The 18,271-nt window shown below is 56.8% G+C and carries 15 protein-coding genes; 10 read left to right on the forward strand and 5 right to left on the reverse strand.

Annotation, left to right across the window (positions count from 1 at the left end; all coding sequences use genetic code 11):
* Window positions 1-147: 147 nt before the first annotated feature.
* The gene (gene kdpA / locus LAD35_RS18335; protein WP_224150380.1) at window positions 148-1,854 is read right to left on the reverse strand and encodes a potassium-transporting ATPase subunit KdpA; all 1,707 of its coding nucleotides are present in this window, start codon (window positions 1,852-1,854) and stop codon (window positions 148-150) included.
* Between the two features lie 116 nt (window positions 1,855-1,970).
* Entirely contained in the window at window positions 1,971-2,171 is a 201-nt protein-coding gene (locus LAD35_RS18340; RefSeq protein ID WP_224152800.1) for a potassium-transporting ATPase subunit F, read from the reverse strand.
* A gap of 146 nt (window positions 2,172-2,317) precedes the next feature.
* Here LAD35_RS18340 and LAD35_RS18345 point away from each other — a divergent pair, with 146 nt between their 5' ends.
* The 9 genes from LAD35_RS18345 (at window position 2,318) to LAD35_RS18385 (ending at window position 13,574) form a co-directional block, all read left to right on the forward strand.
* A complete protein-coding gene (locus LAD35_RS18345) occupies window positions 2,318-3,328 on the forward strand; it encodes an acyltransferase family protein (RefSeq protein WP_224150381.1) in 1,011 nt (336 codons plus the stop codon).
* A 32-nt stretch (window positions 3,329-3,360) separates the two neighbouring features.
* A complete protein-coding gene (locus LAD35_RS18350; protein ID WP_224150382.1) occupies window positions 3,361-4,419 on the forward strand; it encodes an acyltransferase family protein in 1,059 nt (352 codons plus the stop codon).
* An 81-nt stretch (window positions 4,420-4,500) separates the two neighbouring features.
* Entirely contained in the window at window positions 4,501-6,129 is a 1,629-nt protein-coding gene (locus tag LAD35_RS18355; protein ID WP_224150383.1) for a peptide chain release factor 3, read from the forward strand.
* Between the two features lie 92 nt (window positions 6,130-6,221).
* A complete protein-coding gene (locus LAD35_RS18360) occupies window positions 6,222-8,342 on the forward strand; it encodes a DUF7657 domain-containing protein (RefSeq protein ID WP_224150384.1) in 2,121 nt (706 codons plus the stop codon).
* Window positions 8,343-8,346: 4 nt separating this feature from the next.
* Window positions 8,347-9,318, forward strand: coding sequence for a glycosyltransferase family 2 protein (locus LAD35_RS18365; RefSeq protein WP_224150385.1), 972 nt, complete (start codon window positions 8,347-8,349; stop codon window positions 9,316-9,318).
* Window positions 9,315-9,725: a GtrA family protein gene (locus LAD35_RS18370; protein ID WP_224150386.1), complete on the forward strand. Its 411-nt coding sequence runs from the start codon at window positions 9,315-9,317 to the stop codon at window positions 9,723-9,725. The genes LAD35_RS18365 and LAD35_RS18370 overlap by 4 nt, the downstream gene beginning before the upstream one ends.
* A gap of 141 nt (window positions 9,726-9,866) precedes the next feature.
* Window positions 9,867-10,865: an acyltransferase family protein gene (locus LAD35_RS18375; RefSeq protein WP_224150387.1), complete on the forward strand. Its 999-nt coding sequence runs from the start codon at window positions 9,867-9,869 to the stop codon at window positions 10,863-10,865.
* A gap of 6 nt (window positions 10,866-10,871) precedes the next feature.
* On the forward strand, window positions 10,872-12,773 hold the full coding sequence (locus LAD35_RS18380) for an acyltransferase family protein (RefSeq protein WP_224150388.1): 1,902 nt from the start codon (window positions 10,872-10,874) through the stop codon (window positions 12,771-12,773).
* Window positions 12,774-12,788: 15 nt separating this feature from the next.
* Window positions 12,789-13,574 carry an HAD-IIB family hydrolase gene (locus tag LAD35_RS18385; protein WP_224150389.1) on the forward strand — a complete coding sequence of 262 codons (786 nt, stop codon included), beginning with the start codon at window positions 12,789-12,791 and terminating at the stop codon, window positions 13,572-13,574.
* 257 nt (window positions 13,575-13,831) lie between these two features.
* On the opposite strand, the gene LAD35_RS18390 is transcribed toward LAD35_RS18385, so the two are convergent.
* Window positions 13,832-14,263, reverse strand: a complete 432-nt coding sequence (locus LAD35_RS18390) for an energy transducer TonB (protein ID WP_224150390.1) — start codon at window positions 14,261-14,263, stop codon at window positions 13,832-13,834.
* A 400-nt stretch (window positions 14,264-14,663) separates the two neighbouring features.
* On the opposite strand from LAD35_RS18390, the gene LAD35_RS18395 reads away from it, so the two are divergent.
* Complete coding sequence (locus tag LAD35_RS18395; protein WP_224150391.1) at window positions 14,664-16,106, forward strand: NAD-dependent succinate-semialdehyde dehydrogenase; 1,443 nt, start codon at window positions 14,664-14,666, stop codon at window positions 16,104-16,106.
* A gap of 170 nt (window positions 16,107-16,276) precedes the next feature.
* Here the strand turns inward: LAD35_RS18395 and LAD35_RS18400 are convergent, their stop codons facing one another.
* Both LAD35_RS18400 and LAD35_RS18405 read right to left on the reverse strand, forming a co-directional pair.
* Complete coding sequence (locus tag LAD35_RS18400) at window positions 16,277-17,233, reverse strand: lysylphosphatidylglycerol synthase transmembrane domain-containing protein (RefSeq protein ID WP_224150392.1); 957 nt, start codon at window positions 17,231-17,233, stop codon at window positions 16,277-16,279.
* Window positions 17,234-17,246: 13 nt separating this feature from the next.
* A complete protein-coding gene (locus tag LAD35_RS18405) occupies window positions 17,247-18,266 on the reverse strand; it encodes a glycosyltransferase family 2 protein (protein ID WP_224150393.1) in 1,020 nt (339 codons plus the stop codon).
* Window positions 18,267-18,271: the final 5 nt, after the last annotated feature.

The following is an 18,271-nucleotide window of genomic DNA, read 5'->3' on the forward strand; positions in this document are numbered from 1 at the left end:
AGTGTTGCTCCCAGCGGAGATATCAGTGCGCCCTGGCAACGCCCCAGGCTCTGAGACCGGCCTTCCCAAAGTGTGGGCAGCCGGACAAGGGCCGCCCCGCAGCAAGAGCTGGGGAAGGCGCGAAGCGACTCAGGGGGTGTGCATGCATCAGGGATAGAGGTGCCCCACCAGCATTTGCAGGTGCTCCACGACAGGCCCCAGCGCCAGCGCTGGCAAAAAGGTGAGCCCGCCCACCACCAGCACCACAAACACCAGCAACCCCAAGAAGAGTGGCGATGCCGTGGGAAAGGTGCCAGGCCCCGCAGGCACTGTGGTTTTGGCCGCCATGCTGCCGGCCACCGCCAGCATGGGCAGCAGCGTGAGAAAGCGCCCCACGATCATGGCCAGACCCAGCGTGGTGTTGAAGAACGGCGTATTGGCATTCAGCCCCGCGAAAGCCGAGCCGTTGTTGGCTGTAGCCGAAGCATAGGCATACAGAATTTCCGAGAAACCGTGCGGGCCACGGTTGTTCAGACTGTCGGATGCGCCAGGCCACAGCATGGCCAGCGCCGTGAATCCCAGAATGCTGGCCGGATGCGCCAGCACCGAGAGCATGACCAGTTTGATCTCGCGCACCTCGATCTTCTTGCCCAGAAACTCCGGCGTGCGGCCGATCATCATGCCGGCCAGGAAAACCGTGAGGATGGCGTATTGAATCAGGTTGATCAGCCCCACCCCGTCGCCCCCGAACACGCAGTTGAGCATCATCAGTGCCAGCGGCGTGATGGCACCCAGGGGCGTGAGCGAATCGTGCATGGCATTGACCGAGCCTGTAGTGGCGGCTGTGGTGGTGGTCACGAACAGCGCGGTGTCGGCAATGCCAAAGCGCAATTCCTTGCCCTCCATATTGCCGCCTGGCTGCGCAAGGCTCCACTGCTGGTCGGCCCCGGCTCGTGCCAGCAGGCTGCTGCCTTGCTGCTCGGCCATGAACACCAGGCTCAGAAAACCTACGAACATCACCATGCAGGCGCCATACAGCACCCATCCCTGGCGACGGCGCAGCAGCATGGAGCCAAATGCATAGGTCATGCTCGCGGGAATCAGCAGCATGGCCAGGATGTGCAGCATATTGGTGAGCGGCGTCGGATTCTCGAACGGATGCGCAGCATTCGCGTTGAAGAAACCACCGCCATTGGTTCCCAGATGCTTGATGCTCTCCAGGCTTGCAACGGGGCCCGTCAGCAGTTGCTGGCGCGCGCCTTCGAGCGTGCTTGCCCAGGTCTCGGTGTGCAGCGTCTGCGGAATGCCCTGCCACACATAGACCAGTGCAAGCACAAAGGAGAGCGGCAGGAGCACGCGCCAGAACACGCGTACGTAGTCCACCCAGTAGTTACCCACATCCTTGCTGCTGGAACGGGCCAGACCCCGCACAAAGCCAGCGCCTGCAGCCACACCCGTGGTCGCCCCCGCAAACATCAGAAAGGTGATGACCGCCATCTGCGTGGCATTGGAGAGACTGCTCTCCCCCCCATAGGCTTGCCAGTTGGTGTTGGTGATGAACGAAGCAGCGGTATTGAATGCCAGATCAGGTGCTTGGGCCGCGAATTGCAGCGGATTGAGCGGCAGCCAGCCTTGCAGCCGCAGCACCAGATAGCCCAGCAGCATCATGGCCGCATTGGACAGCAACAGGGCCGCGCCATAGCGCTGCCAGCCCATATGCTCGCCAGGGTTCACGCCCAGCGCGCGGTAACTGAGCCGCTCCAGCCAGGTGTGGTGGTCGCTGGTAAAACACCGCGCCAACCACTGGCCCATGGGAATGACTAGCACCGTCAGAGCCGCGAGTACTGCGGCAAATTCTATCCAGGGTAACCACATGGTGTGCTCCCTGTCAGATGCGCGTCAGCGCGCGCAAAAAGCCCAACAGTCCCGCAAAGCAGGCGAACGTCAGGCTCACAAAGATCAGATCTTGCAGCATTTGCATGGTGGTCCCTTCAGAATTTTTCGGGGCGCAGCAGCGCGTAGCCGAGATAGGCAAAGAGCCCGCCAGCGGCAAGCACCGCCAATACTTCCACCCAGTGGTAAGGCATTTCCATTTCCTCCTGCCCCGCCCGGGCGCTCAATGTGCGCAGACGAAGCCATACAACGACGCTGGCCCAACGCCAGCGCTGGAAGAAATGTAAAAATATGCGCATCAAGCGCGTGTAGAGAATGGGGCAGAAGGTATCAAGATCGCATCAAGAAGGATGCAAGAACACCTACCAGCACCCGACTGACTGGCGCCATCAGCTATGAAAGGTATAGTGACGCAGCGTTTTTCCCCTTTGGCATCTCTTTTTCCATGGCATCCACTTCGCACCGCGGCAACTCGTTCGACATCCTCCGGATTTGCGCAGCGCTGGCCGTGATCGTCTGCCACCACTACTACATCAGTGACCACGAGGGCCCCGGCTGGATGAATGTGGGCATGATCGGCGGCGTGGCCGTGATGACCTTCTTCACCATCAGCGGTTACTTGGTCACCACCAGTTGGCTGCGCGAGCCACACCTGGTCAAGTTCTCTGCCAAGCGCCTGCTGCGCCTGTGGCCGGGCATGCTGGCCGCCATGGTGCTGAACATCTTTGTATTTGGCCTGCTGTTCACCAATCTGCCAGCCAGGGAGTTCCTGAGCCATGGCCAGACGCTGGAGTACTTCAGGAACCTGTTGATGTACCGCGCCTACGTCAACCTGCCCGGCGTGTTCATGAACAACCCCCTGGACACACTGATGAACGGGCCGCTGTGGACCATCCCCATGGAAACGATGTGCTACGCCGCGCTGGCCGCGGCCGGCGTGGTGGGTGTTTTCCGCAAGCGCTGGATCGCAACCTTTGCCCTGCTGGGCTACATCCTGGTGTTCATCGTGGGCTACAACGCCGATTTCTTGGGCGTGATGATGCACTGGTACGAATACCCGGCCTACTTCGCCTGTGGGGCGCTGATTGCTTTGCACCGTGATCGCTTCCTGCCCCATGCCGCCGCCATCACCTTCGGCCTCATTCCGATTGCCATGTTCTTCTGGCTCACCGGGCTGCAGCACACATCCGGCCTGCTGGTGCTGCCAGCGCTGCTCATCTACCTGGGGAGCACGACATCGGTTTTTTCGGGATGGGTCAGCCGCCTGGGCGATCCCTCCTACGGCGTCTACCTCTCGGGCTGTCCCATTGCACAGGCGGTGTATGCGCTGTGGCCGTCGATGAACTTCTATGCCAGCATGGCACTGTCCTGCGTGCTGTCGATGCTGCTGGGCTATGTACTGTGGCACTGGATTGAGTCACCTGCGCTACGTCTGAAGCGCTTGCTGGCCAAGTGAACGCGTCACCTCAGCCATCTGCATCTTCTCCCATGCGTTCAGAGCATCACAACCATTTCGATACCATCCGGCTGCTCACGGCATGGTCGGTCATCGTTGCGCACCACTATCCGATCACCGGTGTCACAGCACCGGCCTGGATCAGCAACCAGTGGCTGAATTGGGCCTGGCTTGGCGGCGTGGCGGTGATGACGTTCTTTGTCATCAGCGGCTATCTGGTCACACTCAGCTGGATGCGGGAGCCGCGTCTCCTGCCATTTCTGTGGAAACGGGTGCTGCGGCTCTGGCCTGGACTGTGCGGTGCGGTGCTGATGTGCATCTTCGTCTTTGGCCTTGCCTTCACCGCACTGCCTGCACCAGCGTTTCTGCGATCTGCCGGTGCGCTGGAATTTGCAGGCAACCTGACCCTGGTGCGTGCGGCCACCGGTTTGCCGGGCGTCTTCACAGGCCAGCCCGTGGAAGGCGCCATGAACGGCCCGCTGTGGACCATTCCGCTGGAATTCTTCAGCTATTGCGCGCTTGCGCTGGCAGGCCTTCTGGGGATTCTGCGCCATCGCCGGGTGGCATCGCTGCTGTGCGCGGCCTATATGCTGTGGTACCTGCTGTGCATGAACGATGATGTGACGGGCGAGTTGGTGCTGTGGCCCATGTATACCGCCTATTTTGCAGCAGGCTGCCTCATCGGCCTGCATGCACAATGGTTCCGCCAGCATGCCCCCCGATTGCTGATGGTGCTGCTGCCGCTATGCCTGCTGGCCTATTTTCTGACGCCCCACCAATCCACGGCCCGCTTCCTGCTGTGGCCAGCGCTCATCATTGCCATCGGTAGCCGCAGCGCTCGGCGCAACTGGCTTCACAGAGTCGGCGATCCATCCTACGGCATCTATCTCTACGGATTCCCTGTCGCACAAGCGATCACTGCGCTGTGGCCCCAGCTGCCTTTTGGCATCAATCTGGCCGTCACCATCGCCACAGCCACCGCGTTGGGGTGTGCGTCATGGCGGTACATCGAATCGCGTGCGCTTCGCTACAAGAACCCTGGTTTCCTGCGTAAAGCAACCCCTTTGGGCAAACATCCTGCCATCCGCTAAAATTGCGCCAGTTTCAGCCAGCGCCTGCTGGCTTTGTTTTTTGCAGTCCTGCACGGACCTGCCCCCATTTTTACTGCTACTGTGTCCTACGCTTCCGAAACCCGCCGCCGCCGCACCTTCGCCATCATCTCCCACCCGGATGCTGGTAAGACCACGTTGACCGAAAAGCTGCTGCTGTTCTCGGGTGCCATCCAGATCGCAGGCGCCGTCAAGGGCCGCAAGGCCAGCCGCCATGCCACATCCGACTGGATGGAAATCGAAAAGCAGCGCGGCATCTCGGTGGCCTCATCGGTGATGCAGATGAGCTACCGCGACCATGTGATCAATCTGCTCGACACCCCAGGTCACAAGGACTTCTCGGAAGACACCTACCGCGTGTTGACGGCCGTGGACTCCGCACTGATGGTGATTGATGCTGCCAACGGTGTGGAAGCACAAACCCGGCGCCTCATCGAAGTCTGCCGCCAGCGTGACACGCCCATCATCACCTTCGTCAACAAGATGGACCGCGAAGTGCGTGATCCGCTGGACATCATGGACGAGGTGGAGCGCGAGCTGGGCATGCCCTGCTGCCCCATCACCTGGCCCGTAGGCCAGGGCAAAAGCTTTGGCGGCATCATCAACCTGCGCTCGCAGAGCATGACGGTGTTTGCCGCAGGCAGCGAAAAACGCCCGCAGGATTTCGAAGTGATCCCGCTGTCGGATACCGTCAAGCTGCGCGCCCGCTTCGGCAAAGCCTTTGACGATGCGCTCGAATCCATGGAACTGGCCGTGGGCGCCTCTGCCGAATGGGACCATGAAGCCTTCCTGGCAGGCAAACTCACCCCCGTGTTCTTTGGCTCGGGTGTGAACAACTTCGGGGTGATGGAAGTGCTGGATGCCGTGGTCGACATGTCGCCACCGCCCGGCCCACGTGTAGCCTTTACCGAAGTGAACCGCAATCGCGAAGAGCGCACCATCCACCCAGAAGACAAAAGCTTCTCAGGCGTGGTGTTCAAGGTGCAGGCCAACATGGATGCCAACCACCGCGACCGCATCGCCTTCGTGCGCGTGGCCTCGGGCAAATACACACCGGGCATGAAGATGAAGGTGCAGCGCACCGGCAAGGAACTGCGCCCCACATCGGTCGTCACCTTCATGTCCCAGCGCCGCGAAGCAGTCGATGAAGCCTACGCTGGCGACATCATCGGCTTTACCATCCATGGCGGCGTACAACTGGGCGACTCCATCACCGATGGCCCGAGCCTGCAGTTCATGGGCCTGCCTTTCTTCGCGCCTGAAATGTTCATGACCGTGGTGCTGAAGAACCCGCTGCGCACCAAGCAGTTGCAGCAAGGCCTGATGCAATTGGGCGAAGAAGGCGCCATCCAGGTCTTCAAACCCGATGTCGGCGGCAATATGCTGCTGGGTGCGGTGGGCCAGCTCCAGTTTGAAGTGGTGCAACACCGCCTGAAGACCGAATACGACTGCGACGTACGCCTGGAAGGTTGCCAGTACACCGGCGCACGCTGGATCACGGCCAATTCGCCTGCCGAGTTGCGCGAGTTTGAAAACGCCTACCCCATGCGCCTGGCCCACGATGCGGCCGACACCCTGGCCTACTTATGCACCAGCCCGTATGACGTGCGCTTGGCCCAGGAACGCTTTCCCAAAATCCACTTCCATCCGCTGCGGGAGCATGCGGGGTTGAGCCTCAGTAGTGCAAATTAATTGATTAATTAGTACCGAAATAGTACCACCAGCAGTCTTCCATATATAGATGTTTTTCTTAAAACCATAGGCATCGACAGAAAATATAGATAATGAAATTATTTAACTCAAAGAATATAATTTTCTTTATTTTATTTATTCTTATTGGCTTTATATATATCGCCAATACTTGGTCGCCATCGTCCTATGCCCATGTCTTAAAAAATCATTTTAGCTATGAAGAAGTAAAACCAGACTTTGGAAAATCAAGACCAGTTCGGAGTGATGAATGGGCGGTTGTTACACCTCTGACGCAAGCGCTGGTTCGTAATGACTATAAACGATACAACGAAACTTCGTTATACCAAGAAGATCTACGCATCAATTATGGCCTACCTATTGCAGACTGGGGCATTATTTTCAAGCCAACAATGTGGCTCTATGGGCATGTTAACCCAGCCTACGCCTACTCTTTTCATTGGTTCGCAATTTTTTCTCTTTTTATAGTTGGATATTCTTTTTTATTCAAAAAATTTGGCGCCAGCAATGTTGCTGCCATTTCACTTTCATTTGGTTTATATTTTACAGGATTCAGTCAATTTTGGTGGAATGAAAAAGGACCAATAATTGCATACTTTCCCTGGGTAGTTATACCATTTTTCTTAAAGACAAGAATCATCTGGAAACTTGTCTTATTTTATTATTTTTCTGTTGCCTGGTTATTAACAAATTTATACCCACCAATTCAAATATCTTTGGCGTTTGTCGGATTTATAATCTTACTCATTCATCATCCCAAATTATTTAGACTCCCATCAATCATATATATCGCCATTGCCGCAGCGCTTGCAGCAGGCACTGCGGGACTTTATCTAAAAGACTATTTGATAGCAACCAGTGCAACGCTTTACCCCGGCGGCCGGCACTCCATGGGAGGAGATGTTCCTTTCCGATTTGTGATTTCCTGGCTTTTTCCCGGGCTTAATTTCACATGGGGCTATCGCAGTTTAATTGGATTAAATATATCCGAAATTGGTGTAGTTGGCATGTACTACTACATTGTCATTGCATTTTTCTTGAATTATAAGAATTTTGGAGAAATATGGAACAATTCCTCCAAACGAAAAATCTTTCTTATTTTGACAACTGCATTCATATTGCAATTATCCTGGATGATTTTACCCATACCCTCAAAAATAGGTATGTTTTTGCTTTGGGATAATGTTCAACCCTCCAGAATGCAGTTCGCAAGTGGCGTAACCCTGATCTTGCTCGCCCTTTACACAGTAAGCAACACGGGAATTATTCTTTCTCTTCGCCGTCTGATTTTACTTTCTGGATTTATTATTGCTGCATGGTGGGCTTTCAAACAACCTTACGGCATCAAGCGCTTCGAGGATCTTGTCTTCATTCCAATAATTATAGTTGCATACGCAATATCAAAAAAGAGAGCATCCTCTCATCACGAGGCAATTGCTCTCTCTTCGATGATTTTTGGAGCAATTCTTTTTGGAAGATTCAACCCACTACAATCAGCCTGGCCTATATTTAATATTCCTCAAAACCAAACAATTCGACATCTCCAAGAACTTCAAGACTCTAACAATGGTGTACTTGTTTTCCCAGGCTTGCCGGGATCGATCGCTAATGGGATGGGTTTTCGCTCTCTAAGCCATACTACTCCAACTCCCCATATGGAGTTCTGGAAAAAACACTTTCCTGAAATTCCATCGGATCAATTGAATTTGATATTCAATCGATACTCACATATCAACCCAGCGGCAATTCCTTATCCAAAGCTCCTTCAAGCAGATGCAATTGCAGTTCCCATTAATCGCTTCACAAAGACCAGTCAGGTTATAGAAGTTTCACACTACCCGGAGAATCTTCCGAATGATGGATATTTCTCTCTTGAGAGAAAAAGTCCTGATATTATGCAGTTGAATGGCTGGGCAGGATGGAAAGGAGCCACGGATTCTCATGGTATGGAGATCATTTTCGATTCGAAATTAAATGAAAAAATTGAAATGATCTCTATTCTTCGTCCTGACCTCCCAAAAAATACCAACCAGAGAATATCGGCATTGAACGGCTTCCAAATCATGATACCGAGATCGGATGTAAAAAATCCGACCTGCATCACATTGATTTCTGTTGACAGATCAACAGGCGAACGTCGTCTTTTGACGAATCCACCAGAAATTCCGTTGTGTCAATCATTTTCATCACAATAACGAAATGAGTCATTCGCAAACACAAAGTCTTTATCGAAATCTACGCATTGCCGTCATCCTTCCCTGCCACAACGAGGAGTTGACGGTGCGCCCGGTGGTCGAGGGCTTTCGCGAGGCGTTGCCCGAAGCGGAAATCTACATCTTCAACAATCTCTCGACCGATCGAACCGCTGAGTTGGCCATTGAAGTCGGCGCGCATTTACGCAACGTCAATCTCAAGGGCAAAGGCAATGTGGTGCGCCGCATGTTCGCCGATGTAGACGCAGATGTGTATGTGATGGCCGACGGCGATGCGACCTACCATGCCCCTTCGGCGCGCATCCTGATCGACCAACTGATCGACCAGCAGCTGGACATGGTAGTGGGTGCGCGCGTGGAGGCCGAGCCAGAGGCGGGTGACAAGGGCGAGGCCTACCGGCCGGGCCATCGTTGGGGCAACAAGCTGCTGACGGGCACCGTGCAGAAAATCTTTGGCGGGAGCTTTCGCGACATGCTCTCCGGCTACCGGGTGTTTTCCCGGCGCTATGTCAAATCGTTCCCTGCGCATTCGCATGGTTTCGAGATCGAGACAGAACTGAATGTGCATGCCCTGGAGTTGCGCATGCCCTGTACCGAAGTCGATACGCCTTATGGCGCAAGGCCCGAGGGATCCGCGAGCAAACTGTCAACGTACCGCGATGGCTGGCGCATTCTCAAGACAATCGGTCGACTTGTTGTGAGTGAAAAGCCGCTGCAGTTCTTTGGCTTGCTGGGTGCAGCGCTGGCCCTGTTGGCGGTGATGCTGGCTGCACCCATCCTGATCGAGTATGGCCATACCGGATTTGTCCGCCGCTTTCCAACCCTGGGCCTGGTAACCGCCTTGGTGGTGTGTGGTGGCATCTCGTTTGTCACAGGGCTGATTCTGCAGGCCATCACACTGGCCCGCCGGGAGGCCAAGCAATTTGCCTACCTGGCAAGCACGGCAGCTGGAAAGTGAAGCCACTCGGAATCAGCCGCTCGTTTCTCTGGTTTCTGGTTGCGGGCGGATTGGCTTTTCTGGTGGATGCGGGCGTGCTGACCCTGCTGCGTGACGTATTGGGGGTCTATGCCGCACGCGCCATCTCATTCTGGCTGGCGGCCACCACCACATGGCTGATCAACCGGAATATTTCCTTTGCCGGCCGCAATGCGTCTGGCGGACTGGGAGCCGAGTATCTTCGCTACCTGGGGCTGATGCTTGGTGGCGGTACAGTGAACCTTGGCGTCTACTCGCTGCTGGCCTGGCTGCTGCCGCAAGGCCCATGGTGGCTCATGCTGTACGTGGCTGCAGGCACCGTAGCGGGCATGGCGGTCAATTATCTGGGCCTGAGCCGGCTGCTGTACCGCAAGCGGCGGGCAGACTAGCTCCATGGCAATGGGTGGTCGACCACTGCATGGGCTGCGGCGTGTACCGCAGCCGCTCATACCGGCAACAGGGATCGATGGCCATGGCCTGCCACCCCACAAGACAACAGACCGTACCCGTCCAAAGAATGCATGAAACAAATGGATTTACGCCCAGCCAACAACTTTGATGCCCTGCGACTGTTTGCCGCATTGTCTGTGCTTTACAGCCATCAATTTCCTCTTACAGCGACAACGCCTCCTGCGTGGATGAACGTGGCCATGATTGGAGGGGCCGCAGTGATGGCCTTTTTCGTCATCAGTGGTTATCTGGTCACCTTGAGCTGGTGGGCACAGCCACGGCTGTTGCCGTTTGCGGCCAAACGTGTCCTGCGTATCTGGCCTGCATTGACAGCGGTGGTCCTGCTCGCGCTGTTCGTACTGGGCCCCGTGTTTACCAAGGTCTCATTGCATGATTACTGGCAGAGCCCCATGACCTGGGACTATCTGCGCAACATCGCACTGCAGATACGCTTCAGCCTGCCCGGCGTTTTTACCGATCATCCGCTGCCCAACGCCGTCAACGGTTCCCTATGGACCATCCCTATCGAAGTCAGTTGCTATGCAGTGCTGGCTGCTGCCGGACTACTGGGCTTGCTGCGCTCGCGGCGCATATGGACCTTGCTCTGCGTGGCCTATCTGGTCTGGTTTCTCACGACCATGACGATGGACCTGACGGGGGCCATGAACCATTATTGGGAATTTCCTGCCTATTTCGTCTTTGGCTCCCTGATAGCCGCATTCAACAAGCAATTTCTGCAGCATCGTGCAGTGTTTGCCGTTGCTGCATCCGTCTGTGCACTTGTGGCATACGCTCTTGGGTTTTCATATTCGGCGCTTTTGCTTTTCATGCCTGCCACACTGCTGGCGGTTGGCACCGCATCATGGCCCATACTGTCTCAGGCCGGCCGGCTTGGCGATGTATCGTACGGGGTTTATCTATATGCATTCCCGATTCAGCAGTGCGTGCGTGCATTGGCCCCTGGCCTCGGTTTCACCACCAGCCTGGTGGTGGTCGTTGCGCTCACGCTCGCGGCAGGGTGGCTCTCCTGGCGTCTGGTGGAGGCCCCTGCTTTGCGCCTAAAAACCTATCTGCGATGATTATCAATGCAGTACAGAAAAGACATTGATGGTTTGCGTGCCATCGCTGTAGGCTCAGTCATCCTCTTTCATGCTGGTTTTCATAATCAGATTCCGGGAGGTTTTTTTGGCGTTGATATCTTTTTTGTCATCAGCGGCTTTCTGATTGGCCGAATTCTATTTACAGAAATATCTGAAGGCCGATACAGCCTACTTCGCTTCTATGAACGACGGGCACGCCGCATTCTCCCAGCCTTGCTTTTCGTGCTGTTGGTTAGCAATATTTTTGCAAGAATTTCACTAACTCCATTAGAGTTCTCTGATTTCCGGAACAGCCTGCTAGCCACCCTCGGCTTTGGCTCCAACATTTATTTCTGGCTACACAGCAGCTATTTTGAGCCTGCCAGTGAGCTGAAACCATTGCTTCATACCTGGAGCCTTGGGGTGGAGGAACAGTACTACATCCTTTTTCCGCTGCTGGCCTTTGCCTTGAAGCAATCACGCTGGCGCTCTGCTCTCATCGCGCTCTGTGCTGCAGCGAGCTTTGTGTGGGCCGTTGCCACTGTTTCAGAATTTCCTAATGCAGCTTTCTATCTGCTGCCCGCACGGGCTTGGGAGCTTTTGTTAGGTGCATTAGGTGCTTTATGGGCGAGTCAATTCTCTGTCACCTCAAGAGTACGCATTGGCCTCTCAGTGACAGGGCTAACGTTGATTATGGTAGCGCTATTTGGTCTGAATGCGCGCTTACCGCACCCCGGCACCTATACATTGATCCCAACTGTAGGTACAGTTTTGGTGTTGGTCGCACAGAGCCCCAGTGGAATCGCCACAAAAATACTACAGTTACCGCCAATGACGTTTATCGGAAAAATAAGCTACAGCGCGTACTTGTGGCATCAACCACTTTTCGCATTCTCGATATATCGCTTTGGCAAGCATTCATTTGAGCAGTATGCATTGCCTTTGATCGCAATCACCCTTCTATTTGCGTATGGATCTTGGAAATTCATTGAAAATCCATTCCGCAATCCGACTTATACATCTAAAAAATTATTGATTTGGTGCAGCTCAATTTCCTTGGTTTTGTTAGCCAGTGTCTTTATTCCACAAAAATGGCTGCTTCAGAACCGTACCAATGAGACTTTGCAGGAATTGAGCAAAATCGAGAATCTTTACAATCACTTTGAGTTTCAAAAGAACATAAGAAACCAAGTCTGCCATTCGGTATCAATGGATCAACGCAGTCATAATGGTTGCCTGGAAACACGCAAAAAAAATATTGTGATTTTTGGCGACTCCTATGCGGCATCGCTCTACCAAGGACTGCTATCGGTACGGGATAGCCATTATTCCGACTATGGAATCATTCAATTGACCGATGGCAACGCCCCGCCTTTCTTATTAGAAGGCCAAATTGATGGAGGAGCATCCCTGCAAGCCATTAACTCAGCCAAGCTTCAGACCATTGAAGCAATACAGCCGCAAAAGATCGTCATGACGTGGATGATCTCCGGCAAAAACAGCACCAATGATCCGCGAAAGGAACTTGCCGCTCTGAACGATACCATTGAGCGCCTGCGCGCAATTAGCCCGGCAAGCCATATTTTTGTCGTTGGCCCGGTACCCAATTGGTCAGTGTCGCTACAAAAGAACCTCATGGATTTCATAGCAACCCATGGTGATTTTCCGCACTATATGCAACAGGGCCTATCGAACAAGGAAGCCCAGTGGGATACCTACTTCAACAGCCATTTACATCAGGCCAAAACCACCTATCTGTCTGCCCTGGATGTGTTCTGCACAGCAGCGGGTTGTCTGACCTCGGTCGATGGCACCGTTGAAGGTATGACATCGGTCGATTGGGGGCATCTGACCAAGGCCGGATCTATATATCTGGCCGAAAAAATAGCCCCTCAAATTTTTGAATAGCCTCGTTTTTCCGCAATGCAAGCTCTTGATACCTGGAATCCTTCCCACGGCCCCATTGTGGGCCTGTTGACCGATATTGACGACACCCTGACCACCGAAGGCGTGGTGCCTGCCGAAGTGGTGCAGTCCATCGCAGCGCTCAAGGCCAAGGGCCTGGCGGTGATTCCGATCACGGGGCGCCCCGTGGGCTGGAGTGTGCCTTTTGCGCAAGAGTGGCCTGTCGATGCCATCGTGGCAGAAAACGGTGCTGTGGCGCTGCGCCGCAACGCCCTCGGAGGGCTGGACAAGCTCTACCAGCAGGACGATGCGACACGCATTGCCAACTATGCCAACATGCAGGCAGTACTGGAGCAGATCGAGGCAACGGTACCAGGCGCACGGCGCGCCACTGACTCGGTGGGCCGTGAATGCGACATTGCGGTGGATCACAGCGAATTCACCCATATGCCGCAGGCCCAGATCGACCAGTGCGTCGCCATCATGAAGGCTGCAGGCATGAATGCCACGGTCAGCTCCATCCATATCAACGGCTGGTTCGGCGGACACAACAAGCTCGAAGGCGCGCGCTGGATCGTAAAGACGCTGTTTGGCAAGGATCTGGATGCCGAGATCGGCCAGTGGTGTTACATCGGTGATTCCACCAACGACCAGTTGATGTTCCAGCACTTTGAGAACAGCTTTGGCGTTGCCAATATTGAGCGGTTTGTGCCTCAACTGTCGCACCTGCCGCGCTATGTAACGCGTGGCGAGCGCGGTGAAGGCTTTGTGGAGCTGGCCGAACGCCTGTGTGCGGTGGCGTAAGCAGCGGGATCAGGCTCCTCAAGCTTGCACACCATGTGCGGCTACTGCCCCTCCAAGAGGGGCGTTTTTCATCTTGAGCTGGCCCGGCAATGAAAAACGCTTCCCCGTGCCCACACTTTCGCACCACGCGCAGCCATCACCTTTTGTTTTTGAATAGACGAAAGGAGAGCATGGGCCGCTCAGCAGTTAATGATTTTAGATATTTCATATCAAAATCATTGCCCCACCTGCGCTTAACGCTCTGTTTTCAGTAGCGATCAGGGTTTGAAATCGAACTGCTGCTGCAGGATGACCTTGATGGGCTGGTTGGCCTTCATTGCGGGGCGGTATTTCCACTTGCGCACGGCTCGTTCCACTTCGCCGGCCATGTCCTTGGAGGTGGTGGTCAAGGTCTTGACCTCACTCACGGTGCCGTCCACATTCACGACAAATTGAACGCGCACGCTGGCAGGTTGCGCCAGCGCGCCTGCTGGGTAGGGATAGCGCGGAGATGCGCCCGTCAGCAATTGAGGCGCACTGTCACAGGCGTTTCCTGCGCAGCCTGCTGCGGACAACGGCTCCGCAGGGGGCGACGCTGCTGCTGCCGCATCAGGTTTCTCGGCGGTTTTGGCGGTTTCCTGTGTGGCACAACCGGCCAGCAAGGCGGCAAACATGGTCACAACGGCAGAACTGGTACGGATAAAAGACATGGCCTGAAAACTTCCAGAATAGAACTTGCGTAAACAGGAATGCATCATCGGCATTTCCATCGGAGCATCACTTTGCTCACGTCAAATTTGCGCAAATCATGCATTAGATACACGGCAAGGCGCATCCGCCTGCGCTTTTTGGCAACAGGGCGGCACACCACAACCCCCATGTTTTACCATGAGCGCGCGGCCACATTGTGGAGAAACCTGGGTGCACGTCTTCCCCACCGCGCCTGCGGGCCTGGAATTACGTTGGTGACTCCGCGTATTTGCGCTTGCGGTTAGCATGTATGCGCCCGTCCGCCTGTGCTGCGGCGCGATCACCAGGGTTTGCCTGCACAAGGCATGGTTTGCCCAGGCAGGCCCGAAACATTCCCAAGACATGCAAGGAACAACCGCAATGACCACCGCGTATCCGGATACCCGACTGCTGATCAACAACGAATGGTGCGACGCCTCGGATGGCAAGACCATTGATGTGGTGAACCCTGCGACCGGCAAGACCATCGGCAAGGTGGCGCATGCCACCAAGAAGGACATGGATCGCGCGCTGGAAGCCGCGCAGGCAGGCTTCAATACCTGGCGTGCCATGCCCGCAATCGAGCGCGCAGGCATCATGCGCAAGGCTGCCGCCCTGCTGCGCGAGCGCGCCGATGCCATCGCCAGCCTGCTGACGCAGGAGCAAGGCAAGCCGCTGGTGGAAGCCAAGGGCGAAGTGCTGGCCGGTGCCGGCATCATCGAATGGTTTGCCGACGAAGGCCTGCGCGTGTATGGCCGTATCGTTCCCGCCCGTGTGGCCAACGTGCAGCAACTGGTGATCAAGGAGCCTGTCGGCCCGATTGCTGCCTTCACGCCCTGGAATTTCCCGATCAACCAGGTGGTGCGCAAGCTGGGCGCCGCACTGGGCACGGGCTGCTCTTTCCTGGTGAAGGCGCCCGAAGAGACCCCCGCATCGCCCGCCGCGCTGCTGCAGTGCTTCGTGGATGCCGGCATTCCTAAGGGCGTGCTGGGCCTGCTGTACGGCTCGCCTGCTGAAATTTCGGAATACCTGATTCCCCACCCCATCATCCGCAAGGTGACGTTTACCGGCTCCACCGCCATCGGCAAGCAACTGGCTGCACTGGCTGGCGCGCACATGAAGCGTGTGACCATGGAACTGGGCGGCCACGCGCCGGTGATCGTGGCCGAGGACGCCGATGTGGAACTGGCCATCAAGGCCACTGCGGCGGCCAAGTTCCGCAACGCGGGCCAGGTCTGCATCTCGCCGACGCGCTTTTTGGTGCACAGCAGCATCAAGAACGAGTTCATCGATGCCTTTGTCAAGCGCGCCGAGGGCCTCAAGCTGGGCGATGGCCTTGCCGATGGCACGACCCTGGGCCCTCTGGCCAATGCCCGCCGCCTGACCGCCATGGCCAAGGTGGTGGAAGATGCCGCTGCCAAGGGCGCCAAGGTGGCTACCGGTGGCGCGCGCGTGGGCAGCGAAGGCAATTTCTTCGCCCCAACCATTCTGGCCGACGTGCCCATGAACGCCTCGGTGTTCAATGACGAGCCCTTCGGCCCGATTGCCGCCATCCGCACCTTCGACAAGCTCGAAGACGCGATCACCGAAGCCAACCGCCTGCCCTTTGGCCTGGCCGCGTATGCCTATACGCGCTCGTACAAGAACGTGCAGATGCTGTCCAACCAGATCGAGGCCGGCATGGTCTGGATCAACCAGCCCGCCACACCAACGGCCGAATTCCCCTTTGGCGGCGTGAAGGACTCGGGCTACGGCAGCGAAGGCGGTCCCGAGGCGATGGAGGCATATCTCAACGCCAAGGCCGTGTCGATCACCGCTGCATAAGCTGTACCAACTCAGACCTGCCCCAAAATAAAAAAGCAAGCCTGCGGGCTTGCTTTTTTATTGCGGAAGGCAACACCTCCCATCAAATGCTACATTTTAAATAGCAATCTGTGCTTACCAATTAAGCGCCAAAGCCTTCTTTGGTTGAAAAAACGCTGTACAAAGGCGGTTCAACGCTCTGCAGCATCCGCTTCCCTTTCGCGCCGGCTGGGAAGACCGAAGGCCACTGCCCCCAGTGCGCCCTGCACCAGCGCATATACGCCATAGATCAAGCCTACGCCAACCGCCACAGCAGCCGGCACACCGAAGGGCGCCAGCGCCGCAGCGCTGGCCGCCTCGCGCGTGCCCCAGCCGCCCACACTCACCGGCAGCGCCGCCATCAAAAAGATGGGCGCCATGGCAAAGGCCCATGCGGCAACCGGCAGATGAATGCCCAGCGCCAGACCACCCAGCGCCAGAGCCCCTGCCGACAACACCTGCACCAGCGCCGACGAAGCCGCCTGCACCAGCATCTGCGCATGAAAATCAGGCCGCTGCGCCGCCTGCAGCAGTGGCAGCAGCCACGCAGGCAAATGAGCCGCATCGCGCCTGCCCAGCCACCACAACAGCAACCAGGGCAGTGCAATCCACAGTGCCGTGCCTGCCAGCATGGCCGCAACAAACCAGGCCTGCGGCACTCGCACTACGGGTGCCAGTACAGGGGCTGCCACCGCCGCGCCCAGGGCGCCAATCGCGCACAGCATCCACAGGCCGCTCAGCCGGTCCAGCAGCACCGACAGCGACGATGCCGCCTTGCCCTGCCCCGTGCGCTGCAGCACCACGGCGCGGTATACATCGCCGCCCACCACGGCACCGGGCAGCAAGGCATTGAGACCGATGGCCTGAAAGTACCAGCGCAGTGCATCGGGCCAGCGCATCTCCGCGCCCAGCCAGCGCGCCAGTGCGCGCCAGCGCCATGCAGAAACCACGTTGGATGCGATGGCCGCGCACAAGCCCGCTGCCAGCCACCCGCCATTGGCCGCGCGCAGGCGCGCCCACAGTGCAGCGGGGTCGGCAAAATAGGCAACGGCGCCCAGCAGGAGGGCGCCGCTTGCGGCCTTGATACAGGCTTTGTGGACTCGGTTCACGCAGGCGCCAGGCTCATATGGCGGCAGTGGCTGCCGCGCGCGGCACCTCTACGCGCACCATCTGCGGGGCCTCCGCCGTGGTGTCGATGCGGTATTCGTCCGCGTAGTACTGGCGACCACCGCCCGATTCGTAGTACACACGGGTCAGCATTTCCCCGATCAGGCCTGCGGCCACAAAGGTCATGCCCATCAGCACCAGCATCACGCCAACAATCAGGAGCGGCCGGCCACCGATGCTCTCGCCCATCAGCTTGACGACGAACAGATAGGCCAGGATGAGAAAGCCGGGCGTGGCCAGCCACAGACCCAGGCCGCCAAAGGCGTGCAGCGGGCGCTGGCGATAGCGCATCAGAAACACCATCAGGATCAGATCCAGGATGACGCGGAAGGTACGGTCAATGCCGTATTTGGACACGCCCGCCGTGCGCGCATGGTGGCGCACCGGCACTTCGGTGATGCGCGCACCGGCATCGCGCGCCAGCGACGGAATGAAGCGATGCAGCTCGCCGTACAGGTGAATACGGTCGATGATGTGGCGGCGGTACGCCTTGAGGGCGCAGCCATAGTCGTGCAGTTGCACGCCAGTGGCGTTGGATATGAGCCGGTTGGCTATTTTTGACGGCAATTTGCGCGAAATTGCTGCATCCTGGCGATCCTTGCGCCAGCCGGACACCATGTCCACGCTGGCATCGGTTTCCAGGCGGTTGAGCAGCAGCGGAATATCGTCCGGCTCGTTTTGCAGGTCGGCATCCAGCGTCACCACATATTTGCCACGCACGCGGTCAAACCCGGCCTGCAGCGCGCTCGATTGGCCGTAGTTGCGGGCCAGAATCACCGGCCGCAGCCAGGGGCGGGTCGATGCCAGCTCCAGCAGCAGCCTGGCGCTGTCGTCCTTCGATCCATCGTCCACGGCAATCAGCTCGTAGCTGAGCGGCTGCGCGCGCATGGCCGCATCGATCCGGTCCACCAGGGCGGTCAGGTTGTCAAATTCGTTATAGATGGGGACGACGATGGATACGGCAGGAGAAGACACGGCGC

It is taken from the genome of Comamonas odontotermitis (genome assembly GCF_020080045.1).
GTDB classification, from domain to species: domain Bacteria; phylum Pseudomonadota; class Gammaproteobacteria; order Burkholderiales; family Burkholderiaceae_C; genus Comamonas; species Comamonas odontotermitis.